We start from the raw sequence: 25,433 nt of genomic DNA, 5'->3' as shown, positions 1-25,433 counted from the left end.
GACGGTGAGCGCCGAGGTCAGCTGGCTCGGGGCGATACGGCAAGCGCTGGGTGGCGGGTCAGGCGCAGGGCGTTGAGAACCACCAGCAGCGAGCTGAAGGACATGCCCAGCGCGGCCCAGAGTGGTGTGACCCAGCCGATCGCCGCGAACGGAATGACCAGACCATTGTACAGGCTTGCCCAGGCGAGGTTCTCGAGGATCACCCGGCGCGTGCGCCGGGCCATCTCGAATGCCAGGACCAGGCTGTGCAGTCGGTTGGAGAGCAACACCGCGTCGGCGCTGGTCTTGGCCAGGTCGGTAGCCGAGCCCATGGCGATGCTGATGTCGGCGGCGGCCAGCACGGGGACGTCGTTGACGCCGTCGCCGAGCATCATTACGTGATGTCCGGCCTGGCGCAGCTCCGCCAGCACCTGCAATTTCTGGTCGGGCGTCAGGCCGCCGCGGGCGTCGTCGATGCCCAGTTGTTCCGCGACCTGTGCAACCATCGGCGAGCTGTCCCCTGAGAGCAACAGCGTGCGCCAGCCGCGTGCCCGGCACGCCTGCAGCAGGTCGGGGGCATCATCGCGCAGCCGATCATCCAGGATCATCCAGGCCAGCGGTCCCTGCTCGTCGCCCAGTAGCAACCATTGCCCCTGTTCGCCGGGAATCGGCGGTGCCGTGCCAGACCAGCCCTCGGCGACGTAGTCGGGTTGGCCGATGCGCAGCCGTTTTCCATCGTAGCGGCCTTGCAGGCCACGGCCAGGCGCGCTGACGACGTCCGCGGCGGCGTGCGGCGCCCGACCGAAAGCCCTTGCGATCGGGTGTTCCGAGCCGCTCTCCAGCGCCGTGGCCCATTCCAGGCATCGCTCGCTGGAGGCGGCCCCCAGCGGTTGTACCGCAGTGAGCGTCATGCGCCCTTCGGTGAGGGTGCCGGTCTTGTCGAAGATCACCGTGTCGATCTGATTCAGGCCTTCGATCACGTGTCCGCGGGTGAGCAGCAGGCCGAGCTTGTGCAGGGTGCCGGTGGCCGTGGTCAGGGCCGTTGGGGTCGCTAGCGAGAGCGCACACGGGCAGGTCGCCACGAGCAGGGCTAGAACGATCCAGAAGGCGCGCTGAGCATCGAGCTGCCACCATGCCAGGCCCACCACGGCAGCGATCACCAGGACGACGGCGAGGAACCACTGCGAGACGCGGTCGGCGAGTTCGGCCAGTCGAGGCTTGTCGGCCTGGGCGCGTTCGAGCAGTCGTACGATCGCCGACAGGCGCGTTTGTTCGCCCAGTGCCAGGACTTCCACCTGCAGCGGTCCCTCGACATTGAGGGTGCCGGCGGTGACGCTGTCGCCGGGTCCGCGGGGTTGCGGCAAGTACTCGCCGGTGAGCAGGGACTCGTCGATGCTGGAGTGGCCCGAGCGCACCTGGCCGTCCGCCGGCAGTAAGGACCCCGGGGGCACGAGTACGAGGTCGCCTTCACGCAGTTCGCTGAGCAGGATGCGCTCGTTGCCGCCGTTCGCGTCCATTCGCAGGCAGGAGGCCGGTAGCAGATTGACGAGCTGCGCGGTGGCGGCGGCGGTCCGCTCGCGGGCGCGGCGCTCCAGGTAGCGACCGGCGAGCAGGAACAGGGCGAACATGCCCACGGCATCGAAATACAGCTCGCCGGTCGCATTGATCGCAGACCAGATACCGGCGCCATAGGCGCCGGCAATGGCGAGGGATACGGAAAAGTCCATCGACAGGTGGCGTGTGCGCAGATCGCGCAGGGCGCCCCGGAAGAACTGGCCGCAGCAGTAGAAGACGATGGGTGTGGTCAGGAACAGGCTGATCCAGCGCAGGATCAGGTCCATCTCGGCGGAGAGATCCAGGTTGAATTCGGGCCAGGTGGCCATGGTCGCCATCATTACCTGGACCCAGAGCAAGCCGGCTACGCCGAGCTGGCGCAGGGAGCGGCGGTTCTCTTTGGCGAGCTGCGCGGCCGCCTGGTCTGGCTGGTACGGGTGAGCGGCGTAGCCGATACGGCGTAGCTCGGCGAGCAGTTGGCTGAGGGGGAGGCGAGCGGCGTCCCAGCTCAATTGCAGTCGTGCGTTGGACAGATTGAGCTGGGCTTCGGCAACCGCGGGCATGGCTCGCAGGTGTTTCTCGATCAACCAGCCACAGGCCGCACAACTGATGCCTTCGATGAGCAGACAGGTGCTCGATAGATCACCCTTATGCTGGACGAACGGGCGCTGCACTTCCTCGCGATCGTAGAGTGCCAGTTCATCGGCGAGCACCCGTGGCAGGCTCTCGGGGTTGGCCGAGGTTTCGCTGCGATGGTGGTAGTAGCTTTCCAGGCCGCCCGCGACGATGGCTTCGGCCACCGCTTTGCAGCCTGGGCAGCAAAGTGCGCGGTCGGCGTCGAGGATTCGTGTGGAAAAGTGGCTGCCGGGAGGGACCGGCAAGCCACAGTGGTAGCAGGAGACGGGGGGATTCATCGAGACGGTCATTCACCCAGGGCTATGGGTTGCCGATTCTCCAGGTTCTCTTCCTCGAACAGGCGCCAATCATGCCCACCCTCGCTGCCGAGCAGTTCTACGAAGCGCCGTCCCTCGATGGCGTCGAGCATCTGCCCGGTGTACACCCCTTCGCCCTGGGGCTGGAGGATGACGCGGCGATCGCGCTCGGGCTGGGTCGGCGAGATCAGGTTGAGCACCAATTGGCGGGGGCCGCTGGCGCCGTGCAACTGCAGCGTCGCCACACCGGTGTCGTTATCGAGGGTGAGGCTCGCCTGCATGCCCAACTGCTTGGCGAGCTGCTCCCGCTCGAGTGAGGTGTTGATGCCCTTGCCTGCGTCGTAGTAGTTGTCGACCACCAGACTGTCGGCATTGCTGATCGCCACGGTGAGCATGGATATCCCCTGCACCACCGAGGAAATCAGGATGAGGATCACGAACCATGCCCAGAACTGGGTGTACCAGCGACTGCTCTGATTACTGCTGTACGACATTGGCATCGCCCTATCGGATCGCCGGACCGATGAAGCGGCTATCGGCATCGTTGCTGATGTCCGGATCGTCCACGGAGCGGACCCGGAAGCTAATGTTATTGGTGCTCGACGGCAGCGCTTCGGCCGCGATGGAGAGTTCCACCGGTACCGCCAGGACTTCGCCGGCGGCCACTTTGACTTCGCTGCGTCCCTGGAAGCGCAAGCCGTCCAGGCCATCGGCTTCGATCAGGAAGGTCATGTCACGTTGTGCCTTGTTCATGACCTTGACCGAGTAGACGTTCTCGATGAGCCCCAACTCGTTCTCGCGATAGAGCACGCGGTCCTTGATGACATCCACCTGTACCAGCGGCCGTGCGCTGATGGCCCAGGCGAACAGGCTGATCATCACCACCAGCGCCACAGCGTAACCGATGAGGCGCGGGCGCAGCAGGTGGGTCTTCTGTCCGGACAGGTTGTGCTCGGTGGTATAGCTCACCAGGCCCCGGGGATAGTTCATCTTGTCCATGATCGCGTCGCAGGCATCCACGCAGGCGGCGCAGCCGATGCATTCGATCTGCAGGCCATCGCGAATGTCGATGCCAGTGGGGCAGACCTGGACGCACATGGTGCAGTCGATGCAGTCGCCAAGACCCTGGGCACGATAGTCGACGCCTTTCTTGCGCGGGCCACGCTTTTCGCCACGGGTGGGATCGTAGGAGACGATCAAGGTGTCCTTGTCGAACATCACGCTCTGGAAGCGTGCGTAGGGACACATGTAGACGCAGACCTGTTCGCGCAGGTAGCCAGCGTTGCCGTAGGTGGCGAGGGTGAAGAAGCCGACCCAGAAATACGCCCAGCCACTGGCCTGTCCGGTCACGAGGTCCGGAATCAGGTCGCGAATCGGGGTGAAATAGCCGACGAAGGTCAGCCCGGTGAGCAGGCCAATCAGCACCCAGAGGCTGTGCTTGGCACTCTTGCGGGCGAGTTTGTTGCCGGACATCGGAGCCTTGTCCAGCTTCATGCGCTGGTTGCGATCACCTTCTGTGACCTTCTCGCACCACATGAAGATCCAGGTCCAGACGCTCTGCGGACAGGTATAGCCGCACCAGACGCGTCCGGCGAATACGGTAATGAAGAAGAGGCCAAAGGCGCAGATGATCAGGAGCCAGGAAAGCAGCACGAAGTCCTGGGGCCAGAAGGTAGCGCCGAAGATATAGAACTTGCGCTCGGGCAGGTCCCACCAGACGGCTTGCCTGCCGTTCCAGGTGAGCCAGGCCGTGCCGAAGTAGAGCAGGAAGAGCACCGCGCCGCCGATGCGGCGCAGGTTGCGGAAGAGGCCGGTGAAGGCACGGGTGTAGATTTTTTCCCGCCGGGCGTAGAGGTCTGTGTTTGCCACTACCTTCGCTGGAGCGGTTACATCTTGGACGGGGATCTGTTCATTCATCGCTAGGTACCACGGCTGGAGAAGTGCCCCGGTCGATACGTGCCGACCGGGGTCGGTCTGACTGCCGCGTATGGTACGCCTGGCGACTCGCGAGCCGCAGCGACACTAAGTCGCGTCAGCTTATTGCGCGTCAGCCTCCTGGTGCGACAGGCTGTAGACGTACGCCGCGAGCAGATGGACCTTGTCGTTGCCGAGGTGGTCGGCCTGCGCGGGCATGCGGCCGTTTCGACCGTAGCGAAGAGTCTGCTGCACCTGGGCGAAGCTCGAACCATACAACCAGATACGGTCGGTCAGGTTGGGGGCGCCCAGGGCGTGATTACCCTTCGCATCCGGACCGTGACAGGCTACGCAAGTGGTCTGGAAGATCTGTTGACCTGCGGCAAGATCGACACCTTCAGGGTTCTGCAGACCGGACAAACTACGCACATAGCCGGCGACGTTGCGGATGCCGTCCTCGCCGATCACTTCGCGCCACGCGGGCATAGCCGCCTGGCGACCCTGCATGATGGTGGTCTTGATGGTGTCCGCTTCGCCGCCCCACAGCCAGTCGTTGTCGGTCAGGTTGGGGAAACCATAGGCGCCCTTGGCATCGGAGCCGTGGCAAACCGAGCAGTTGGAGGCGAACAGCCGCGAACCCATCTTCAGCGCGCGCTCGTCCTTGGCAACGTCCTCGATCGGCATGGCGGCATACTTGGCGAACAGCGGGCCGTATTCGGCATCGGCGCGGGCCATTTCCTTTTCCCACTGGTGTACGCCGGTCCAGCCCGCTTCACCGTTGGCGAAAGCGGTCTTGCTCTCGTTGTCCAGGTAGCCGTAACCCGGCAGCACACCCTTCCAGTTGCCCAGGCCGGGATACAGCGCGAGGTACCCGACGGCGAACAGCAAGGTGCCGACGAACAGCATGAACCACCATTTGGGCAGCGGGTTGTCGTATTCCTCGATGCCGTCGAAGGAATGGCCCAGGGTTTCCTCGGTGGTATCACGGCGCTGACCACGACGGGTCGCGAAGATCAGCCAGGTCAGTGCGACCAGGGTGCCGAGGGTGAGGAAGGTGATGTACCAACTCCAGAAAGCGGTCATTCGCTTTTACTCCTAGAAGCGTTCTCGTCACGCGAAACGACGGGGTTCTCTTCATCAGCGAAGGGCAGGTTGGCTGCCTCGTCGAAGCTTTTCTTGCGTTTGCTGCTGTAGGCCCACAGCAGCAGTCCGACGAAGGCCACCATCACCAATACGGTGCCCAGGCCGCGAAGAGTGCCGATGTCCATCCGCGTTACCTCTTGTTCTTGATCGAGGTGCCCAGCACCTGCAGGTAGGCCACCAGGGCATCCATCTCGGTTTTGCCCTTCACCGCATCACGTGCGCCAGCGATGTCTTCGTCGCTGTAGGGTACGCCGAGCGTCTGCATGGCCTGGAGCTTGGCGGCGGTGTGCTTGCCGTCCAGACGGTTCTCCACCAGCCAGGGATAGGCGGGCATCTTCGACTCGGGGACCACGTTGCGCGGGTTGTACAGGTGCGCGCGGTGCCAGTCGTCGGAGTAGCGGCCGCCAACGCGGGCCAGATCCGGGCCGGTGCGCTTGGAGCCCCACAGGAAGGGATGGTCCCAGACGCTCTCACCGGCGACGGAGTAGTGACCGTAGCGTTCGGTCTCGGCGCGGAAAGGACGCACCATCTGCGAATGGCAACCCACGCAGCCTTCGCGGATATAGATGTCGCGACCTTCGAGTTGCAGGGCGGTGTAGGGCTGCATGCCTTCGACCGGCTTGTTGGTGACGTCCTGGAAGAACAGCGGAACGATCTGCGTCAGGCCGCCGATGCTCACGGCGAGGACCATGAACAGCGCCAGCAGGCCGACGTTCTTCTCGACTACTTCGTGGCGATTCATCAGTGGGCGACTCCAGCGGGGATCTGCGCGGCGGCATCGTATTCCGCCGGTTTAGCGGCGCGTACGGTGCGCCAGGTGTTGTAGGCCATGAGCAGCATGCCGCTGAGGAAGAAGGCGCCGCCGATCATGCGTACCAGGAAGCCGGGGTGGCTGGCCTGCAGTGCTTCCACGAAGGAGTAGGTCAGGGTGCCGTCTTCGTTGACCGCGCGCCACATCAGGCCCTGGGTGATGCCGTTGACCCACATCGAAGCGATGTAGAGCACGGTACCGACGGTGGCCAGCCAGAAGTGCGCGTTGATCAGCCCGACGCTGTGCATCTGGGTGCGACCGTAGACGCGCGGGATCAGGTGGTAGAGCGAGCCGATGGAGATCATCGCCACCCAGCCGAGAGCGCCAGCGTGAACGTGGCCGATCGTCCAGTCGGTGTAGTGGGAGAGGGCATTGACGGTCTTGATGGCCATCATCGGACCTTCGAAGGTCGACATGCCGTAGAAGGCCAGGGAAACCACCAGGAAGCGCAGGATGGGGTCGGTGCGCAGCTTATGCCAGGCGCCGGAGAGGGTCATCATGCCGTTGATCATGCCGCCCCAGGAGGGTGCGAGCAGAATCAGCGACATCACCATGCCCAGGCTCTGCGCCCAGTCGGGCAGGGCCGTGTAATGAAGGTGGTGCGGACCGGCCCAGATATACACGCTGATCAGCGCCCAGAAGTGCACGATCGACAGGCGATAAGAGTAGATCGGGCGCTCGGCCTGCTTGGGCACGAAGTAATACATCATGCCGAGGAAGCCTGCGGTGAGGAAGAAGCCCACGGCGTTGTGACCGTACCACCACTGGATCATGGCGTCGGTGGCGCCCGAATACAGCGAGTAGGACTTGGTCAGGGTGACCGGGATTTCCAGGTTGTTGACGACATGCAACATGGCCACGGTGAGGATGAACGCCCCGTAGAACCAGTTGCCGACGTAAATGTGCTTGGTCTTGCGCTTGACGATGGTGCCGAAGAAGACCACCGCATAGGTGACCCAGACGAGCGTGATCAGGATGTCGATCGGCCACTCCAGCTCGGCATATTCCTTGGAGGAGGTGTAGCCCATCGGCAGGGTGATCACCGCCAGAATGATCACGGCTTGCCAACCCCAGAACGTGAAGGCGGCGAGGGTGTCGGAGATCAGTCGGGCCTGAGAGGTACGTTGCACCACGTAGTAGGAGGTGGCGAACAGTGCACAGCCGCCAAAGGCGAAGATGACTGCGTTGGTGTGCAGCGGTCTCAAGCGACCGAAGCTGGTCCAGGGTAGGTCCAGGTTCAGTGCCGGCCACACGAGTTGTGCGGCGATCAGGACACCAAGCCCCATTCCAATGACCCCCCAGACTACCGTCATGACGGCGAACTGGCGGACCACCTTGTAGTTATAAGCAGTCTGGCTGATGGCTGTGCTCATGCTTGCTTCCACGGTTGTTTGCGGTGGTTTTCTGGGCAAAAAAACGGGCGGCAGTATGAGAAAAGCAGCCAGCGGATGCAAACCGCCCTCTCGCATGGAGAGCCCGTAATTTCTGGCTTAGGCCGCTTTCGTGAAGCAAGTTGAAACCAATGCGTAGCAACCGTCGCCCTGTCGAACCAGGCCGTCGTGGCATTGTGCGAAGAGGAAAATCGAGTCCCCAGGGAACGAGCTTACGCTGCTAATTCCACGGTATTTACGCGTGTATTCGCGTTGGTTCGCTGAACTAGACGTAAACGGGGGAGGATCGCAAGGCCTCATCGTGTCGCAGTGGTTCGGCACCTTCTTCATGGGTGCGACCTTATGCCGACAGCTTAGACCCTGGGGATTTGCGGGGAGGGATATGCGACGAAAGTGCGACCATCTGTCGCAAGGGTGGCGGCGAGTGCCGCCACCCAGTTCACATCATTTACCAGCGACTTCTGCGTCACGCTGAGACAGGCTGTACACGTAGGCGGCGAGCAGGTGAACCTTGTCGCTGCCGAGGTAAGGCTCCTGTGCCGGCATCTGGCCGTTGCGGCCATAACGGATGGTCTGCTGCAGCTGCGCGAGACTGCTGCCGTAGATCCAACCAGCCGGGTGAGTCAGGTTCGGCGCACCCAGCATGGCCATGCCTTGGCCGGTCGGGCCATGGCAGGCGGCGCAGTTGGTGTTGAACGTCTGTTGCCCTGCGGCGATATCCGCGTCGCTGCCTTCAGGCAGCGGCAGGCCGGCAAGCTCGTGACGCACATAGGCCGCGACGTTGCGCACGCCGGTTTCGCCGAGAATCTCGCCCCAGGCCGGCATCGCGGCCATGCGGCCGTTGAGGATGGTGGTCTGGATGGTCTGCGGGTCGCCGCCCCAGCGCCAGTCGGCGTCGGTCAGGTTGGGGAAGCCGACGGCACCCTTGGCATCGGAGCCGTGGCAGACCGAGCAGTAGGTGGCGAACATGCGAGAACCCATTTTCAGAGCCTGCTCGTCCTTGGCGACTTCCTCGATCGGCATGGCGGCGTACTTGGCGAAGATCGGACCGTACTGCGCCTCGGCGCGAGCCATCTCCTTCTCCCACTGGTGTACGCCGGTCCAACCCGGCTCGCCGTTGGCGAAGGTTGTCTGGGTCTCGCTGTTCAGATAGCCGTAACCCGGTAGCACGCCTTTCCAGTTACCCAGGCCCGGATACAGGGCCAGGTAGCCGACGGCGAAGATGATGGTGCCGATGAACAGCAGAAACCACCACTTGGGCAGCGGGTTGTCGTATTCCTCGATACCGTCGAAGGCGTGACCCAGGGTCTGCTCGACGGTGCCCTTCGGCTCACCCTTGCGGGTTGCGAATATCAGCCATAACAGCGCCACCAGGGTGCCGAGGGTGAGGACGGTGATATACCAACTCCAAAATGAAGTCATTCTTCGTTGCTCCTAGAATCTTGCTGGCTGCGCTTGTGCCGCAGCTCGTCGGCAAACGGCAGGTTGGCTGCCTCGTCGAAGCTCGCCTTGCGCCTGCTGCTGTAGGCCCACAGCAGCAGTCCGACGAAGGCAACCATCACCAGGACGGTCCCGAGCCCGCGAAGCGTTCCGATATCCATTGCGACTTACCGTTTGTTCTTCAGCGAGGTGCCCAGCACCTGCAGATAGGCAACCAATGCGTCCATCTCGGTCTTGCCCTTCACGCTGTCGCTGGCAGACGCGATGTCTTCGTCGCTGTAGGGCACACCGAGGATCTGCATGGCCTTGAGCTTGGCGCCGGTGTGCGCCCCATCCAGGCGGTTTTCGACCAGCCAGGGGTAGGAGGGCATCTTCGACTCGGGCACGACGTTGCGCGGGTTGTACAGGTGCGCACGGTGCCAGTCATCGGAGTAGCGACCGCCGACCCGGGCCAGATCCGGACCGGTACGCTTGGAGCCCCACAGGAAGGGGTGATCCCAGACGCTTTCACCGGCAACGGAGTAGTGGCCGTAGCGTTCGGTTTCGGCGCGGAACGGACGTACCATCTGCGAGTGGCAGCCGACGCAGCCTTCACGCAGATAGATGTCGCGGCCTTCGAGTTGCAGGGCGGTATAGGGCTTCATGCCTTCCACCGGCGTCGTGGTGACGTCCTGGAAGAACAGCGGAACGATCTGAGTCAGACCGCCGATACTCACGGCCAGGACCATGAACAGCGCCAGCAGGCCGACGTTCTTTTCAAGAATCTCGTGTTTGTTCATCAATCAATCCTCAGGCCATCTGCGCTGCGGCTTCGGCTTCCTGGCGGGTGGAAGCGCGCACGGTACGCCAGGTGTTGTAGGCCATGATCAGCATGCCGCTGAAGAACACCGCACCACCGATGGTGCGCACTACGAAGCCGGGATGGCTGGCGACCAGGGTTTCCGCGAAGGAGTAGGTCAGGGTGCCGTCCTCGTTGACCGCACGCCACATCAGGCCCTGGGCGATGCCGTTGACCCACATCGAGGCGATGTAGAGCACGGTGCCGATGGTGGCGAGCCAGAAGTGCGTGTTGATCAGGCCGACGCTATGCATCTGCGGACGCCCGAAGACGCGCGGGATGAGGTGATACAGCGCGCCGATGGAGATCATCGCCACCCAGCCGAGAGCGCCGGCGTGAACGTGACCGATGGTCCAGTCGGTGTAGTGGGACAGCGCGTTGACGGTCTTGATCGACATCATCGGGCCTTCGAAGGTGGACATGCCGTAGAAGGCAAGGGATACCACCAGGAAGCGCAGGATCGGGTCGGTGCGCAGTTTGTGCCAGGCGCCGGAGAGGGTCATCATGCCGTTGATCATGCCGCCCCAGGAGGGTGCCAGCAGTACCAGCGACATCACCATGCCCAGGCTCTGAGCCCAATCGGGCAGCGCGGTGTAGTGCAGGTGGTGCGGACCCGCCCAGATGTATACCGCGATCAGTGCCCAGAAGTGCACGATCGACAGGCGATAAGAGTAGACCGGGCGCTCGGCTTGCTTGGGCACGAAGTAGTACATCATGCCGAGGAAGCCTGCGGTGAGGAAGAAGCCCACGGCGTTGTGGCCGTACCACCACTGGATCATGGCGTCGGTGGCGCCCGAGTAGACCGAGTAGGACTTGGTCAGGGTGACCGGCAGCTCCATGTTGTTCACCAGGTGCAACAGCGCCACGGTGAGGATGAAGGCACCGAAGAACCAGTTGCCAACATAGATGTGCTTGGTCTTGCGGGTGGCCAGGGTGCCGAAGAAGACGATCGCGTAGCAGACCCAGACGATGGTGATCAGGATGTCGATCGGCCATTCCAGTTCGGCGTACTCCTTGCCACCGGTGATACCCAGCGGCAGGGTCACTGCGGCCAGCAGGATCACCAGCTGCCAACCCCAGAAGGTGAAGGCGGCGAGTTTGGGCAGGAACAGACGGGTCTGACAGGTGCGTTGTACGGAGTAGTAGGAGGTGGCGAACAGGGCGCAACCGCCAAAGGCGAAGATCACCGCGTTGGTGTGCAGCGGCCTTAGTCGGCCGAAGCTGGTCCAGGGGAGATCGAAGTTCAGGGCAGGCCATGCCAACTGGGCGGCGATCAGGACGCCTACCAGCATCCCGACGATACCCCACACCACCGTCATGATGGCGAATTGGCGGACCACCTTGTATTCATAGGCGGTACTGGTTGCTGTGTTCATGTATGGGCTTCCATCCACGGTATTGGGCAGATATTGCTGTTTTCTAGCGAGGCAAGAATGGTGAAAGGGCCCGTGGGCGGTATTGACGGGGATCAACAGGGGGGAAGCGTCCATGTGCCGCTACTCTTGTGCGATGGGCCAGCCGAGGGTGCCTGGGCGACCTTCGTTTTCGCGCATGGCGCCGGAGCGCCGATGGACAGTGCGTTCATGGACGAGATCGCCCGCGGGCTCAGTCGCCACGGGGTGAGGGTGGTTCGCTTCGAGTTCCCCTATATGGCCTCGAGGCGTGCTGGCGGAGGGCGCCGGCCCCCTGATTCGCAAGGTAAATTGCTGGATTGCTGGCGGCAGAGGTATGCCGTGCTGCGACAGCAAGTCACGGGGCCTTTGGTCATCGGCGGCAAGTCCATGGGCGGACGCATGGCCAGTCTGTTGGCCGACGAGTTGGGGGTCGCGGCACTGGTTTGTCTGGGCTACCCCTTCCATCCGGCCGGGCGGCCGGAGAAGACCCGTGTGGAGCACTTGGCGGAACTACGTACGCCTACGCTGATCGTTCAGGGGGAGCGCGATGCGCTGGGTAATCATCAGGAGGTCGCGGGTTATCAACTGGCGCCAACCATCGAGTTGTGTTGGCTGGAGGCCGCGGACCATGACCTCCGTCCGCTGAAGCGCTCCGGGTTCGATCACTCCGGGCACCTGCAGCGGGCGGTGGAGGCCGTGGCGAGCTTTCTCGAGCGAAAACTCGCCACGCCGCCTGGTCAGGCCGCGATCAGTTCACGCAGCACGTAGTGCAGGATGCCGCCGGCCTTGAAGTACTTCACTTCGTTGAGCGTGTCTATGCGGCACAGTACGGGGAAGGTAAAGGTGCTGCCATCGGCGCGCGTGGCTTCGACCTGCAGCATCTGACGGGGGGCGATGTCCTCGTCCAGGCCGCGGATGCTCAGCGTTTCGCTGCCGTCCAGGCCAAGGCTGTTACGATCCTGGCCGTCGACGAACTGCAGCGCCAGTACGCCCATGCCGATCAGGTTGGAGCGATGGATGCGCTCGAAACTCTCGGCGATCACCGCCTTCACGCCTAACAGCGTGGTGCCCTTCGCGGCCCAGTCGCGGCTCGAGCCGGTGCCGTACTCCTTGCCGGCGATGACCACCAGCGGCGTACCGGCGGCCTGGTAGCGCATCGCCGCATCATAAATCGGCATGCGCTCGCCGTCGGGTTGAAAGAGCGTCTCGCCACCTTCCTCGCCGCCGAGCATCTCGTTACGGATACGGATGTTGGCGAAAGTGCCGCGCATCATCACCTCATGGTTGCCCCGTCGCGATCCGTAGGAGTTGAACTGGTCCGGCGGCACGCCGAGACTCTGCAGGTAAAGCCCGGCCGGAGAGCTGGGTTTGATGTTGCCGGCCGGTGAGATGTGGTCCGTGGTGATCGAGTCGCCGAACAACGCCAGGACACGCGCGCCCTCGATGTCTGCCGGGGGCTTCGGCGGCTGGGCGATGTCGGTGAAGAACGGTGGGTTCTGCACGTAGCTCGACTGGGCATCCCACTGGTAGGTATCGCCGTCGCTGGTCTCGATCGCGCGCCAGTGTTCATCGCCGCTGAATACGTCGGCGTAGCGGCTGCGATACATCTGCCCGTCGATGGCCGCGACCGCTTGCTGGATTTCTTCGCTGCTGGGCCACAGATCCTTGAGGTAGACCGGCTGGCCGTTGGCGTCCTCGCCCAGCGCTTCGCGCGCGAGGTCGATGCGCGTGGTACCGGCGAGGGCAAAGGCCACCACCAGCGGCGGCGAGGCCAGCCAGTTGGCTTTTACCAGCGGATGCACGCGGCCTTCGAAGTTGCGGTTGCCGGAAAGTACCGAGGAGACCACCAGGTCGTTGTCGGTGACGCACTGGCCGATGGCGTCCGGCAGCGGGCCGGAGTTGCCGATGCAGGTGGTGCAGCCGTAGCCGACCAGGTTGAAGCCGATTTGGTCGAGGTAGCGATCCAGTCCGGCCTTGGCCAGGTAGTCGGTCACCACCTGGGAGCCTGGCGCCAGCGAGGTTTTCACCCAGGGCTTGCGGGTCAGGCCGCGTTCGACAGCCTTCTTCGCCACCAGGCCGGCCGCCATCAGTACGTTGGGGTTGGACGTGTTCGTGCAGGAGGTGATCGCCGCGATCACCACGGCGCCGTGGCGTAACGCGAAGTCCTCGCCCTCGACCGGAAAGGCCTTGTCGGCTTCGCTCATGCGCCCGGAGGTTTCCAGCAGCAGGTCGAAGTTGGCGCCGATGCCGGGCAGGTCGACCCGGTCCTGGGGGCGTTTGGGGCCGGCCAGCGAGGGTTGCACCGCATCCAGGTCGAGTTCCAGGGTCTCGGTGAACAGCGGCTCGGCGGCGCTCGAATCGCGCCACAGGCCTTGGGCCTTGCAGTAGGCCTCGACCAACTTCACCCGGTGCGGGTCGCGTCCGGTGAGCGTCAGGTAGTCGAGTGTCACCTGGTCTACCGGGAAGAAACCGCAGGTGGCACCGTATTCGGGCGCCATGTTGCCGATGGTGGCGCGGTCCGCCAGCGGCAGGTTATCCAGGCCGGGGCCGTAGAACTCGACGAACTTGCCCACCACGCCCTGCTTACGCAGCATCTGCGTGACGGTGAGCACCAGGTCGGTGGCGGTCACGCCTTCGCGCAGTTGCCCATGCAGGCGAAAACCGATCACTTCCGGTACCAGCATCGATACCGGTTGGCCGAGCATCGCTGCTTCGGCTTCGATACCGCCCACGCCCCAGCCGAGCACGCCCAGGCCGTTGACCATGGTGGTGTGCGAGTCGGTGCCGACCAGGGTATCGGGGAAGACGAAGGTCTCGCCCTCTTCCTCGCGGGTCCAGGCCACCTGGGCCAGGTATTCCAGGTTGACCTGATGGCAGATGCCGGTGCCGGGCGGTACCACGCTGAAGTTGTCGAAGGCCTGCTGGCCCCAGCGCAGGAAGGCGTAGCGCTCGCCGTTGCGCTGCATCTCGATCTTCACGTTGTCGGCGAAGGCCTGGGCGTCGGCGAAACGATCCACCATCACCGAGTGGTCGATGACCAGGTCCACGGGAGACAGCGGGTTGATGCGCTGTGGGTCGACGCCGGCGCGGGCGACCGCGTCGCGCATTGCCGCGAGGTCGACCACAGCGGGAACGCCGGTGAAATCCTGCATCAGCACGCGCGCGGGGCGGTACTGGATCTCCCGATCCGAGCGGCGTTCACGCAGCCACTCGACCAGGCCACGGATATCTTCGCCGCGGACGCTCAGGTCATCCTCCCAGCGCAGCAGGTTCTCCAGCAGCACCTTCAGCGAGCGCGGTAGGCGATCGATGTCGCCGAGGCTGCCGGCTGCGTCCGGCAGGCTGTAGTAGTGATAGGTCTTGCCGTCGACCTCCAGCGTGCGGCGACAATTCAGGCTATCCAACGATGGCATGTGTCTCTCCTAGTCCCCACGGTAAGGGCTCGTTGGGCGAAGCACGGGCTCCGCCCGGATTTCTGTGGCCTGGGATGCCGGTGCATCGCCGTGGAGCGACGTATGACTCGAATGCCCGGCAACCCGTTTGGCTTCATCTGTTCTGGACCCATCGACTCACGCCGGGTTCCCCGCTCGGCTATCATGCGTGCCCCGTCCCAACCGCCGAGAGCCTCTGACCTTGGATATCCTGCTGTTGCACTGCCGACCCGGCTTCGAGGGTGAAGTCTGCGCCGAACTGGCGGAAGTCGCCGAGCGCCTGGGTGTCGCGGGTTACGCCAAGGGCAAGCCCGGAACGGCCTACGCCGAGTTCGTCTGTCTCGAGGAGGACGGCGCGCAGCGCATGATGCGTGGCCAGGCCTTCTCCTCCCTGGTGTTTCCGCGCCAGTGGGCAAGGGGCCAGTGGCTGGCGCTGCCGGAGAGCGAGCGTATCGAGGTCATTCTCGAACACCTGGTCGGTGCGCCGACCTGTTCCGGGCTCTGGCTGGAAGTGTTCGACAGTAACGAAGGCAAGGAGCTCTCGACCTTCTGCCGGCGCTTCGAGCGGCCGCTGCGCTCGGCGCTGGAAAAGGCCGGCAAGCTCCGCGACGGCGCTCGTGGGCCGCGTCTCCAACTGGCCTTTCGCAGTGGCCGTGAGGTCTTCGTCGGCGTGGCCGAGGCGAGCAACGCCGCACTCTGGCCGATGGGGGTGCCGCGCCTGAAGTTTCCCCGCGAGGCGCCCAGTCGTTCGACCCTGAAGCTGGAAGAGGCCTGGCACCAGTTCATTCCTCGCGAGCAATGGGATCGCCGCCTGGCGACCGGCATGACTGCCGTCGATCTGGGCGCCGCGCCCGGCGGCTGGACCTGGCAACTGGTCAATCGCGGGATCAAGACCTTCGCCGTGGACAATGGACCGATGGCCGAGGCATTGATGTATTCGGGGCTGGTGGTGCACCAGCGTGCGGATGGCTACCTGTACCGGCCGCCGCGGCCGGTGGACTGGATGGTCTGCGACATCGTCGAGAAGCCCGCTCGCACCGCTGCGCTGATCGAGGCGTGGATCGGCGAGGGCGTTTGTCGCGAGGCGGTGGTCAACCTCAAGCTGCCGATGAAGCAGCGGTATGCCGAAGTGCGCCGGCTACTGGCGCGCATCGAGGAGGGGCTGGCGGCCCGCGGCGTGCGTGCGGCGCTGGCCTGCAAGCAGCTCTACCACGACCGCGAGGAGGTCACCTGCCACCTGCGCCGGTTGTAGCTCGCCCTTGCGCCCGGTCTTTTTTGCGCGACAATGCGCGGCTACAGAGTTGCGGAGGTGCCATGTCCCGTCCCGATAGCGCAGAGGTTTCGGCCATTCTCGATGCCACTGGCCTGAATTGCCCCGAGCCCGTGATGATGCTTCACAACCGCGTGCGCGACTTGCCGGCGGCCGGCGTGCTCCAGGTCATCGCCACCGATCCCTCGACGACCCGCGACATCCCCAAGTTCTGCACCTTCCTCGGTCATCAGTTGCTCGACCAGGCCGAGGAGGGCGGGCGCTTCCTCTACTGGATCCGCAAGAAGGCCGACTAGCAGTCCCCTTTCAACGCTGCCGGCGAATCTCCCGCTCGGTCCGATAACGCAGACGCAGGCCCAGCAGCACGGCGGCGCAGCTGAGGCCTAGCACCAGCCCTTGCCAAAGGCCGGCGGGGCCGCTGGGTTCGCCGAGGCGATCGCTCAAGCCCAGTGCATATCCCACCGGCAGGCCGATGCCCCAGTAAGCGAGCAGCGTGACCAGCATGATCGCGCGGGTGTCCTGGTAACCGCGCAGCGCGCCGGTGGCGGTGATCTGAATGGCGTCGGAAAACTGGAACAGCGCGGCCATCGTCAGCAGCGCGGCGGCCAGTTCGAGCACCGCCGGGTCGCTGCTGTAGATCCTTGCGATGGGCAGGCGCAGCAGCAGAATGAGACTCGCTGAGAGCAGTGCGTAGAGTGCTCCGGCGGCGATTCCGCAGTACGCGCGAAAGCGTGCTGCGCGCGCATCGGGTTTACCCAGGGCCTGGCCGACGCGGATGGTGATCGCCATGCCCAGCGCCAGGGGCACCATGAACACCATCGAGGTGAAGTTCAGGGCGATCTGGTGGCCTGCGACGACGGTCGCACCTAATTCGCCAATGAGCAGGGCGATCACCGAAAAGATGCTCACCTCCACGAAGACGGCGATGCCTATCGGCAGGCCTACGCGCAGCAGGTCGCGTTGTACCTGCCAGCGTGGCCAGTCCAGACGGACGAACGGCAGTGAGCTGCGGTAGGCCGGGGTCAGCGCGACCCAGGCCAGCATGCCCAGCGACATCAGCAGCGTCAGCACGCCGGTTGCCCAGCCGCAACCGACACCGCCGAGGGCAGGGAGGCCGAACTCACCGTAGATGAATACGTAGTTGGCCGGTACGTTCAGCACCAATGCCGCTATGCCGAAGAACATGGCCGGGCGCGTGTACCCCATGCCATCGCTGTAGCAGCGCAACACCTGGTAAAGCGCCAGTGCCGGTATGCTCAGCGCGATGGGTAGCAGGTAGGCGGTCGCCGACGCGGCGAGCTGCGGCGGCACCTCCATCCGCAGGAGTAGGGGTTCGGCGAACGTCAGGGCAATGCCTGTCAGGCAGCCCAGCGCCAGTGCCAGCCAGAGTCCCTGGCGCAGCAGCGGGCCGATCTGCGCCTGGCGTTCGGCCCCCGATAGCTGCGCGACCTTGGGGGTGATGGCCAGCAGGACGCCGATCATCAACAGCAGCAAGGGCATCCTCAACGAATTGCCCAGGGCCACGGCCGCCAGGTCCGCCGGGCCAACATGGCCGGCCATCAGGGTGTCGACGAATCCCATCGCGGTTTGCGCGACCTGGGCGACCACGATGGGCGCGGCGAGATGCAGTAGCTGGCGCCATTCATCGAGGGCGCGGGAGAGCAAGGTGTGAGTGGGCATGGCAGGGTCGTGGCAGGCAAACGCGCTAGTCTAGCGTCGTTGTCACCTCGGTGCCTGTGTCCGTTGAGTCGCCAGTGCGTTGAGTGTGGGGGGCGGGATTGCTACGCGCTCGTTGCGGCGCCAAACTGGCGCCTCTTGTGTGCTGGAGCGCGTCATGCAGATCGTCGCCGACGAAAACATTCCCTTGGCCGATGCTTTCTTTTCCGCGTTCGGCGAGGTTCGCCGGCTTCCCGGACGGACGTTGTCACGGGCCGATCTTGGAGAGGCCGAGGCGTTGCTGGTGCGCTCGGTGACGCGCGTCGACCGTACCCTGCTGGCCGGTACCCAGGTGCGCTTCGTCGGTACCTGCACCATTGGCACCGATCATCTGGACCTGCGCTATCTGGAAGAGGCCGGCATCACCTGGGCCAGCGCGCCGGGGTGCAACGCGCGGGGCGTGGTGGATTACGTGCTCGGCTGCGTACTGGCGATGGCCGAGGCGCGTGGTGAGGATCCGGCCACGAAGCGCTACGGGATCGTCGGGGCGGGGCAGGTGGGCGGTCGTCTGTTGCAGGTGCTGCGTGGACTCGGTTGGTCGGTACGGGTCTGCGATCCTCCCCGCCAGGCCGATGAGGGCGGCGATTTCGTGCCGCTGAAGCGCATCATCGATGAGTGCGACGTGATCAGTATTCACACGCCATTACTGCGCGACGGCCCGTGGCCTACCTGGCACCTGTTCGGTGAGGCCGAGTTGACGCGCTTGCAAGCAGGCTGTTGGCTGATCAATGCGGCTCGCGGCGAGGTGGTCGATAACGAGGCCCTGCGTCGGGTCCTCGACCAGCGCCAGGATCTGGAAGTCGCGCTGGATGTCTGGGAAGGTGAGCCCCAGGTCGATCCGCAATTGGCCGCCGGTTGCCGCATCGCGACACCGCATATCGCGGGCTACAGCCTGGACGGCAAGGTGCGTGGCACTGCGATGATCCATCGCGCCTTCTGCACGCATCTGGGAATAGAGGCCGGGTTGGACCTGCAGCAGTGGTTGCCTCGACCGGCACTCAATGGCCTGAGCCTGAATGCCGGGGCGGCCCCGCAGGAGGTGCTGGCCATGCTCTGTCGCGCGGTCTACGACCCGCGCCGTGATGATGCGAACTTCAGGCGGGCGTTGCAAGGTGACGAAGCTGATCGAGGAAAGGCGTTCGATGCATTGCGCAAGGGCTACCCGGTGCGTCGTGAAATCGATGGCCTGGCAGTGGACGTCATCGGGGAGGATGCGCAACTGCGCGGGATGCTGGCGGCGCTTGGCATCCGTTCCTAGAAGTCGCCGCCCGTGCGGCGGCGCCTGGGCCGGCTCAGCGGTATTCGCAGAGGTAGGCGGTGTCGCTGGCGACCTTCAACTGGAAGGCGCTGTTGGCAGGGACGCGAAACTGGCTACCGCTTTCGAAGGTTTCCCAGTTCTCGCTGCCGGGCAGCTTGACGGTCAGGGCGCCGGCTACCACGTGCATGATTTCTTCCTTGCTGGTGCCGAATTCGTATTCGCCGGGGGCCATGACGCCGAGGGTGGCCGGACCCGCCGCCATTTCGAAGGCGATGGATTTGACGGTGCCATCGAAATACTCGTTGACCTTGAACATGCAGGCTCCTGAAGGGTTCTTGAAGGCGCAAGTATGCCCAAGCCGCAGGGCGCCGTCGATCTGCAGTACAGGCCGAAATGACCGAAACGGAGGCGGCTTCGGCCAAGTCCCGGTCTGCCGCTGGCGTGGGCATCGGGCTCTGGCTAAGATCGCCGAGAAGTCATCGGGAATTCCTTAGATCGTGTTCGAATGCCGTGCCGGCTGCGGTGCCTGTTGCATCGCCCCTTCCATTTCCTCGCCCATGCCGGGTGCGCCGCAGGGCAAGCCAGCCGGCGAACGCTGCCTGCATCTGTCTGTCGATAATCTGTGCCAGCTGTTCGGTCGCCCCGAGCGTCCGGCGGTCTGCTCGGCGTTCTCGGCCGACATTGCCCTGTGTGGCTCGGGGCGTGAGGAAGCCATTCGACTGCTTGGCTGGCTCGAATCCGCGACGGCCTGATGGCGCGTTTGGTCGTGCGACCCCTTTGTAGGAGGAGAACAATAATGAAACGTTGCAATCGTTGGTGGCTGGTTTGTGGAGTGGCGCTGTTGCCCTCTCTGGCGTTGGCCGAGGACTGGAAGCTGGCCAAGCAGGAAGATGGCGTGAGCGTCTACCTCGCCGAGGTGCCGGGCTCCCAGTTCAAGGCCTATCGAGGTGTCGTCACGGTACATGCGGGACTGGACAAGCTGCTCTCGATGCAGTCCGACGTGGAGGGTTCCTGTGCCTGGATTCACGAGTGCAAGGAGCAGAAGTTGCTCAAGCGTGAAGGTGATGAAGCCTGGACGCACACCTACTTCAATACCCCTTGGCCGGTAACGCCGCGTGATTCGGTCATTCACGTGACGACCGAGAAGGGTGCCGATGGCAGCGTGACTCGCCATTTGCAGGGCGTTCCGCAGGAGCTTCCCGAAGAGAAAGGCTATGTCCGTGTGGCCAAGGTCGATGGCTTCTGGCGAATGGTGCCCAAGGGCGATGACGTGGAAATCACCTACCAGGTGCATACCGACCCCGGCGGCAGCGTGCCTTCCTGGCTGGCCAATAAATTCGTCGTGGAAGCGCCGTTGAATACCCTCAAGGCATTGCGCGAGCGCGCCGAGAAGCCCTGAGGCGCGTGCCTCACAACGCAAAAAGGCCGCCCCTGGGGGCGGCCTTTTTGTATTGCACCGGCGGGTTGCTCAGGCGCGTTTGTCCAGCGGGGTGTAATCACGCGGCGTGGAGCCGGTGTAAAGCTGGCGCGGACGACCGATCTTGTAGGGACCGGAGAGCATCTCCTTCCAGTGGGAGATCCAGCCGACGGTGCGCGCCAGGGCGAAGATCACCGTGAACATGCTGGTCGGAATGCCGATCGCCTTGAGGATGATGCCCGAGTAGAAGTCCACGTTCGGGTAGAGGTTGCGCTCGACGAAGTAGGGGTCGTTGCGCGCGATCTCGTCCAGGCGCATGGCCAGTTCGAGCTGCGGGTCGTCGATGCCCAGCTCCGCGAGCACTTCGTCGCAGGTCTGCTTCATCACCTTGGCGCGAGGATCGAAGTTCTTGTACACGCGATGGCCGAAGCCCATCAGCTTGAACGGGTCGTCCTTGTCCTTGGCCTTGGCGATGAACTTGTCGATGTTCGAGACATCGCCGATTTCATCGAGCATGGTCAGCACGGCCTCGTTGGCGCCGCCGTGTGCCGGGCCCCAGAGTGCAGCGATACCCGCGGCGATGCAGGCGAACGGATTGGCCCCGGAGGAGCCTGCCAGGCGTACGGTGGAGGTGGAGGCGTTCTGTTCGTGGTCGGCGTGGAGGATGAAGATCCGATCCATTGCCTTGGCCAGCACCGGGCTGATCGGTTTGATCTCGCACGGTGTGTTGAACATCATGTGCAGGAAGTTTTCCGCGTAGGTCAGGTCGTTACGCGGGTACATCATGGGTTGGCCCATGGAGTACTTGTAAACCATCGCCGCGATGGTCGGCATCTTCGCGACCAGGCGCACGGCCGAGATTTCGCGGTGCTGCGGATTATTGATGTCCAGCGAGTCGTGGTAGAAAGCGGAGAGGGCTCCAACCACACCGCACATGATGGCCATCGGGTGCGCATCGCGGCGGAAGCCATTGAAGAAGGTCTTCAGTTGCTCGTGCACCATGGTGTGGTTCTTCACGGTGCTGAGGAACTTGGCCTTCTGTTCGGCGGTGGGCAGCTCACCATTGAGCAGCAGGTAGCAGGTCTCGAGGTAGTTGGAGTTTTCGGCCAACTGTTCGATGGGATAGCCGCGATGCAGCAGCACGCCTTTTTCGCCATCGATGAAAGTGATCTTCGATTCGCAGGACGCGGTCGACATGAATCCGGGGTCGAAGGTGAAACAGCCGGTAGAAGTCAGACTGCGCACATCAACGACATCGGGCCCCATGCTGCCAGATATCACGGGCAGCTCGACGGGGGACCTGCCCTCGATGCACAACTGCGCTTTTTGGTCAGCCATTTATGGCCTCCTCTCTTATTACTTGGAATAAGCCCCCCCACGCAGGGCCCGCACCACTATAGAGCCATGACGTCGAAAGTCAATTTAGCCAAAAGTGGACCTTCGAAGGCCTCTGCGTGGAGCTTTTGCACGGCTGGAAGGTTCTCTTTACGCCTTTCCCGGACGGCCTGCAATCGCCCTTGGGGGGAGGGGCTTTGCGTTGTCATTAGTACCCTAACTGTCTATAATCGGCGACCGACCGCCAGGGGCTCGCGCCCGCTAAGCTGGGGGTTGCACTCCTAGGGGTGGTGATGCCTGCCTAACACTTCCCGACAACTCGCCTTGCGCCCCTGCAGGGCTCTCAGTGTGAAAAAAGCCGTGAAAAGCCAACAACGACCAGTAAACCTAGACCTTAGGACAATAAAGCTCCCCGTCACTGCTTACACGTCCATCCTGCACCGTATTTCCGGCGTCATTCTCTTCGTCGGTCTGGCCATCATGCTGCTGGCGCTGGATGTTTCGCTGAGCTCGGAGGACGGATTCGAGGAGGTCAAGACCTTCCTTGCCCATCCCCTGGCCAAGCTGGTGATCTGGGGCTTGCTGTCCGCTCTGCTATACCACCTCGTGGCAGGTGTTCGTCACCTGATCATGGATACCGGCGTCGGTGAGACGCTCGAAGGCGGCAAGCTCGGTTCGAAAATCGTCATCGCCGTGTCTGTCGTGCTGATCGTGCTTGCGGGGGTTTGGGTATGGTAACCAACGTCACCAATTTCTCGCGCTCGGGCCTCTATGACTGGATGGCTCAGCGTGTCTCGGCGGTCGTGCTCGCGGCTTATTTCATCTTCCTGCTGGGTTTCGTGGTTTGCCACCCCGGTCTGACCTATGCCGACTGGCATGGTCTGTTCTCCCACAACTGGATGCGCATCTTCAGTCTGCTGGCCCTGGTGGCCGTCAGCGTGCACGCCTGGGTCGGCATGTGGACCATCTCCACTGACTACCTGACCCCCATGGCGCTGGGCAAGCTGGCCACCGTGGTGCGTTTCCTGTTCCAGGCGGTATGTGGCATTGCGATGTTCACGTTCTTCGTCTGGGGTGTGCAGATTCTCTGGGGTATGTGATCCATGTCTACTATTCGTACGCTTTCCTTCGACGCCATCATCGTCGGTGGCGGCGGTGCCGGTATGCGCGCCGCGCTGCAGTTGGCCCAGTCCGGTCACAAGACCGCGGTGGTCACCAAGGTCTTCCCGACCCGTTCGCACACCGTATCCGCCCAGGGCGGCATCACCTGCGCCATCGCGTCGTCCGACCCGAACGATGACTGGCGCTGGCACATGTACGATACCGTCAAGGGTTCCGACTACATCGGTGACCAGGACGCTATCGAGTACATGTGTTCCGTCGGTCCCGAGGCTGTGTTCGAACTCGAGCACATGGGCCTGCCGTTCTCCCGTACCGAGACGGGCCGCATCTACCAGCGTCCGTTCGGTGGTCAGTCCAAGGATTTCGGCAAGGGCGGCCAGGCTGCGCGTACGTGCGCGGCTGCCGACCGTACCGGCCACGCGCTGCTGCACACCCTTTATCAGGGCAACCTGAAGAACAACACCACCTTCCTCAACGAGTGGTACGCAGTCGATCTGGTGAAGAACCAGGACGGCGCAGTGGTGGGGGTCATCGCCATCTGCATCGAGACGGGCGAAACCGTCTATATCCGCTCCAAGGCCACCGTGCTGGCCACCGGCGGTGCAGGTCGCATCTACGCGTCGACCACCAACGCCCTGATCAACACCGGTGACGGCGTCGGCATGGCACTGCGTGCCGGCGTGCCGGTGCAGGACATCGAAATGTGGCAGTTCCACCCCACCGGCATCGCCGGCGCCGGCGTGCTGGTGACCGAAGGTTGCCGTGGCGAGGGTGGTTACCTGATCAACGCCCACGGCGAGCGCTTCATGGAGCGCTATGCGCCCAACGCCAAGGACCTCGCCGGTCGCGACGTCGTGGCCCGCTCGATGGTCAAGGAAGTGCTGGCTGGCAACGGCGTGGGTCCGAACAAGGATCACGTGCTGCTCAAGCTGGATCACCTGGGCGAGGAAGTGCTGCATAGCCGCCTGCCCGGTATCTGCGAGCTGTCCAAGACCTTCGCTCACGTCGACCCGGTTACCGCGCCGATCCCGGTCATCCCGACCTGCCACTACATGATGGGCGGCATCGCCACCAACATCCATGGTCAGGCGATCACCCAGGACGCGAACGGCAACGACCAGGTCGTCGAAGGCCTGTTCGCGGTCGGTGAAGTGGCTTGCGTATCGGTCCATGGCGCCAACCGCCTGGGCGGCAACTCGCTGCTCGATCTGGTGGTCTTCGGCCGCGCTGCAGGTCTGCACCTGGAAAAAGCGCTCAAGGAAGGCATCGACTACCGCAATGCCTCCGATACCGATATCGAGACGTCGCTGGCGCGCCTGGCGGGCGTCAACGAGCGCAGCAGTGGCGAAGACGTCGCCCCGCTGCGTCGCGAGCTGCAGAGCTGCATGCAGAACTACTTCGGTGTGTTCCGTACCGGCGAATACATGCAGAAGGGTATCGCTCAACTGGCCGAGCTGCGCGAGCGCATCGGTCAGGTGAAGATCGACGACAAGAGCCAGTCCTTCAATACTGCGCGCATCGAGGCGCTGGAGTTGCAGAACCTGCTGGAAGTCGCCGAGGCTACCGCGATCGCGGCCGAGCATCGCAAGGAATCGCGTGGCGCTCACGCTCGCGAAGACTTCGAAGAGCGTGACGACGAGAATTGGCTGTGCCACACCCTGTACTTCCCGGGTGACAAGCGCGTGACCAAGCGTGGCGTCAACTTCGCGCCGAAAACCGTTCCGGCATTCGAACCCAAGGTTCGGACTTACTAAGGGTGCCTGAAATGTTGCAAGTCAGTGTTTATCGCTACAACCCCGATCAGGACGAAGTCCCCTTCATGCAGGACTTCCAGGTCGACACCCAGGGCAAGGACATCATGGTCCTGGACGTGCTGGCGCTGATCAAGGAGCAGGACGTCACCTTCTCTTACCGTCGTTCCTGCCGCGAAGGCGTTTGCGGCTCCGACGGTATGAACATCAACGGCAAGAACGGCCTGGCGTGCATCACTCCGCTGTCCGCTGCGGGGCTCAAGGGTGGCAAGCTGGTGATCCGCCCGCTGCCCGGTCTGCCGGTGATTCGTGACTTGGTCGTGGATATGAGCATCTTCTACAAGCAGTACGAGAAGGTGCAGCCGTATCTGCAGAACACCACGCCGCCTCCGGCCATCGAGCGTCTGCAGACGCCGGAAGAGCGTGAGAAGCTCGACGGTCTCTATGAGTGCATTCTCTGTGCTTGCTGTTCGACCAGTTGCCCTTCGTTCTGGTGGAACCCGGACAAGTTCCTCGGTCCCGCTGCGCTGCTGCAGGCCTATCGTTTCCTGGCCGACAGTCGCGACACCAAGACGGAAGAGCGTCTGGCTGCGATGGATGACCCGTTCAGCGTCTTCCGCTGCCGCGGCATCATGAACTGCGTGAACGTTTGTCCGAAGGGATTGAACCCCACCAAGGCAATTGGACACGTACGTAACATGCTGCTGCAAAGCGGCACCTGATAGCGTTGTTGCAAG

25 protein-coding genes are annotated in these 25,433 nt (G+C 63.5%); 10 read left to right on the top strand and 15 right to left on the bottom strand.

The window, feature by feature from the left end:
- Positions 1 to 17: 17 nt before the first annotated feature.
- From ACYRGX_RS17700 to ccoN (ACYRGX_RS17650), 11 genes are all read right to left on the bottom strand, one after another.
- Complete coding sequence (locus tag ACYRGX_RS17700) at positions 18 to 2,447, bottom strand: heavy metal translocating P-type ATPase (protein WP_473053758.1); 2,430 nt, start codon at positions 2,445 to 2,447, stop codon at positions 18 to 20.
- 8 nt (positions 2,448 to 2,455) lie between these two features.
- Positions 2,456 to 2,959, bottom strand: a complete 504-nt coding sequence (locus ACYRGX_RS17695) for a FixH family protein (protein WP_473053757.1) — start codon at positions 2,957 to 2,959, stop codon at positions 2,456 to 2,458.
- Between the two features lie 10 nt (positions 2,960 to 2,969).
- The gene (gene ccoG / locus ACYRGX_RS17690; RefSeq protein ID WP_473053756.1) at positions 2,970 to 4,382 is read right to left on the bottom strand and encodes a cytochrome c oxidase accessory protein CcoG; all 1,413 of its coding nucleotides are present in this window, start codon (positions 4,380 to 4,382) and stop codon (positions 2,970 to 2,972) included.
- A gap of 120 nt (positions 4,383 to 4,502) precedes the next feature.
- Entirely contained in the window at positions 4,503 to 5,462 is a 960-nt protein-coding gene (gene ccoP, locus ACYRGX_RS17685) for a cytochrome-c oxidase, cbb3-type subunit III (protein ID WP_473053755.1), read from the bottom strand.
- Entirely contained in the window at positions 5,459 to 5,647 is a 189-nt protein-coding gene (locus ACYRGX_RS17680; protein WP_473053754.1) for a cbb3-type cytochrome oxidase subunit 3, read from the bottom strand. Before ACYRGX_RS17680 ends, ccoP (ACYRGX_RS17685) begins: the two co-directional genes overlap by 4 nt.
- A gap of 5 nt (positions 5,648 to 5,652) precedes the next feature.
- Entirely contained in the window at positions 5,653 to 6,264 is a 612-nt protein-coding gene (gene ccoO, locus ACYRGX_RS17675) for a cytochrome-c oxidase, cbb3-type subunit II (RefSeq protein WP_473053753.1), read from the bottom strand.
- Positions 6,264 to 7,706: a cytochrome-c oxidase, cbb3-type subunit I gene (gene ccoN, locus ACYRGX_RS17670; RefSeq protein ID WP_473053752.1), complete on the bottom strand. Its 1,443-nt coding sequence runs from the start codon at positions 7,704 to 7,706 to the stop codon at positions 6,264 to 6,266. The genes ccoO (ACYRGX_RS17675) and ccoN (ACYRGX_RS17670) overlap by 1 nt, the downstream gene beginning before the upstream one ends.
- Before the next feature lie 462 nt (positions 7,707 to 8,168).
- The gene (gene ccoP, locus ACYRGX_RS17665; protein ID WP_473053751.1) at positions 8,169 to 9,146 is read right to left on the bottom strand and encodes a cytochrome-c oxidase, cbb3-type subunit III; all 978 of its coding nucleotides are present in this window, start codon (positions 9,144 to 9,146) and stop codon (positions 8,169 to 8,171) included.
- Complete coding sequence (locus ACYRGX_RS17660; protein ID WP_473053750.1) at positions 9,143 to 9,325, bottom strand: cbb3-type cytochrome oxidase subunit 3; 183 nt, start codon at positions 9,323 to 9,325, stop codon at positions 9,143 to 9,145. The genes ccoP (ACYRGX_RS17665) and ACYRGX_RS17660 overlap by 4 nt, the downstream gene beginning before the upstream one ends.
- A gap of 6 nt (positions 9,326 to 9,331) precedes the next feature.
- On the bottom strand, positions 9,332 to 9,943 hold the full coding sequence (gene ccoO, locus ACYRGX_RS17655; RefSeq protein ID WP_473053749.1) for a cytochrome-c oxidase, cbb3-type subunit II: 612 nt from the start codon (positions 9,941 to 9,943) through the stop codon (positions 9,332 to 9,334).
- A gap of 10 nt (positions 9,944 to 9,953) precedes the next feature.
- A complete protein-coding gene (gene ccoN, locus ACYRGX_RS17650) occupies positions 9,954 to 11,378 on the bottom strand; it encodes a cytochrome-c oxidase, cbb3-type subunit I (protein WP_473053748.1) in 1,425 nt (474 codons plus the stop codon).
- A gap of 57 nt (positions 11,379 to 11,435) precedes the next feature.
- On the opposite strand from ccoN (ACYRGX_RS17650), the gene ACYRGX_RS17645 reads away from it, so the two are divergent.
- Positions 11,436 to 12,164 (top strand): alpha/beta family hydrolase, encoded by a 729-nt coding sequence (locus ACYRGX_RS17645; protein WP_473053747.1) that lies wholly within the window; start codon positions 11,436 to 11,438, stop codon positions 12,162 to 12,164.
- Here ACYRGX_RS17645 and acnA read toward each other — a convergent pair.
- Complete coding sequence (gene acnA, locus ACYRGX_RS17640; protein WP_473053746.1) at positions 12,134 to 14,809, bottom strand: aconitate hydratase AcnA; 2,676 nt, start codon at positions 14,807 to 14,809, stop codon at positions 12,134 to 12,136. The two genes, ACYRGX_RS17645 and acnA, sit on opposite strands and share 31 nt — an antisense overlap.
- Before the next feature lie 220 nt (positions 14,810 to 15,029).
- Here acnA and rlmM point away from each other — a divergent pair, with 220 nt between their 5' ends.
- Both rlmM and tusA read left to right on the top strand, forming a co-directional pair.
- Positions 15,030 to 16,079, top strand: a complete 1,050-nt coding sequence (rlmM, locus tag ACYRGX_RS17635; protein ID WP_473053745.1) for a 23S rRNA (cytidine(2498)-2'-O)-methyltransferase RlmM — start codon at positions 15,030 to 15,032, stop codon at positions 16,077 to 16,079.
- A 62-nt stretch (positions 16,080 to 16,141) separates the two neighbouring features.
- On the top strand, positions 16,142 to 16,393 hold the full coding sequence (tusA, locus tag ACYRGX_RS17630; RefSeq protein WP_473053744.1) for a sulfurtransferase TusA: 252 nt from the start codon (positions 16,142 to 16,144) through the stop codon (positions 16,391 to 16,393).
- A gap of 10 nt (positions 16,394 to 16,403) precedes the next feature.
- On the opposite strand, the gene ACYRGX_RS17625 is transcribed toward tusA, so the two are convergent.
- Complete coding sequence (locus ACYRGX_RS17625; protein WP_473053743.1) at positions 16,404 to 17,777, bottom strand: MATE family efflux transporter; 1,374 nt, start codon at positions 17,775 to 17,777, stop codon at positions 16,404 to 16,406.
- A gap of 154 nt (positions 17,778 to 17,931) precedes the next feature.
- On the opposite strand from ACYRGX_RS17625, the gene pdxB reads away from it, so the two are divergent.
- The gene (pdxB, locus tag ACYRGX_RS17620) at positions 17,932 to 19,071 is read left to right on the top strand and encodes a 4-phosphoerythronate dehydrogenase PdxB (RefSeq protein WP_473053742.1); all 1,140 of its coding nucleotides are present in this window, start codon (positions 17,932 to 17,934) and stop codon (positions 19,069 to 19,071) included.
- Positions 19,072 to 19,105: 34 nt separating this feature from the next.
- Here the strand turns inward: pdxB and ppnP are convergent, their stop codons facing one another.
- Entirely contained in the window at positions 19,106 to 19,387 is a 282-nt protein-coding gene (ppnP, locus tag ACYRGX_RS17615) for a pyrimidine/purine nucleoside phosphorylase (protein WP_473053741.1), read from the bottom strand.
- A 181-nt stretch (positions 19,388 to 19,568) separates the two neighbouring features.
- On the opposite strand from ppnP, the gene ACYRGX_RS17610 reads away from it, so the two are divergent.
- Together ACYRGX_RS17610 and ACYRGX_RS17605 are read left to right on the top strand one after the other, a co-directional pair.
- Complete coding sequence (locus tag ACYRGX_RS17610; protein ID WP_473053740.1) at positions 19,569 to 19,823, top strand: YkgJ family cysteine cluster protein; 255 nt, start codon at positions 19,569 to 19,571, stop codon at positions 19,821 to 19,823.
- A 44-nt stretch (positions 19,824 to 19,867) separates the two neighbouring features.
- Positions 19,868 to 20,470 carry an START domain-containing protein gene (locus ACYRGX_RS17605; protein ID WP_473053739.1) on the top strand — a complete coding sequence of 201 codons (603 nt, stop codon included), beginning with the start codon at positions 19,868 to 19,870 and terminating at the stop codon, positions 20,468 to 20,470.
- Between the two features lie 69 nt (positions 20,471 to 20,539).
- On the opposite strand, the gene gltA is transcribed toward ACYRGX_RS17605, so the two are convergent.
- Positions 20,540 to 21,826, bottom strand: coding sequence for a citrate synthase (gltA, locus tag ACYRGX_RS17600; RefSeq protein ID WP_473053738.1), 1,287 nt, complete (start codon positions 21,824 to 21,826; stop codon positions 20,540 to 20,542).
- A 345-nt stretch (positions 21,827 to 22,171) separates the two neighbouring features.
- Here gltA and sdhC point away from each other — a divergent pair, with 345 nt between their 5' ends.
- Genes sdhC through ACYRGX_RS17580 form a run of 4 tightly spaced genes read left to right on the top strand, consistent with a single transcriptional unit; the run spans position 22,172 to position 25,418 of the window.
- On the top strand, positions 22,172 to 22,561 hold the full coding sequence (gene sdhC, locus ACYRGX_RS17595) for a succinate dehydrogenase, cytochrome b556 subunit (RefSeq protein ID WP_473053737.1): 390 nt from the start codon (positions 22,172 to 22,174) through the stop codon (positions 22,559 to 22,561).
- Entirely contained in the window at positions 22,555 to 22,923 is a 369-nt protein-coding gene (gene sdhD, locus ACYRGX_RS17590) for a succinate dehydrogenase, hydrophobic membrane anchor protein (protein ID WP_473053736.1), read from the top strand. Before sdhC ends, sdhD begins: the two co-directional genes overlap by 7 nt.
- 3 nt (positions 22,924 to 22,926) lie before the next feature.
- Positions 22,927 to 24,699, top strand: coding sequence for a succinate dehydrogenase flavoprotein subunit (gene sdhA / locus ACYRGX_RS17585; protein WP_473053735.1), 1,773 nt, complete (start codon positions 22,927 to 22,929; stop codon positions 24,697 to 24,699).
- An 11-nt stretch (positions 24,700 to 24,710) separates the two neighbouring features.
- Positions 24,711 to 25,418 (top strand): succinate dehydrogenase iron-sulfur subunit, encoded by a 708-nt coding sequence (locus ACYRGX_RS17580; RefSeq protein WP_473053734.1) that lies wholly within the window; start codon positions 24,711 to 24,713, stop codon positions 25,416 to 25,418.
- The last annotated feature ends 15 nt before the right edge of the window (positions 25,419 to 25,433 follow it).

This window comes from Pseudomonas sp. R4-15, from assembly GCF_055768815.1.
The sequence above is the reverse complement of the archived record's forward strand: the minus strand, read 5'-3'. Positions and strand labels throughout refer to the sequence as shown.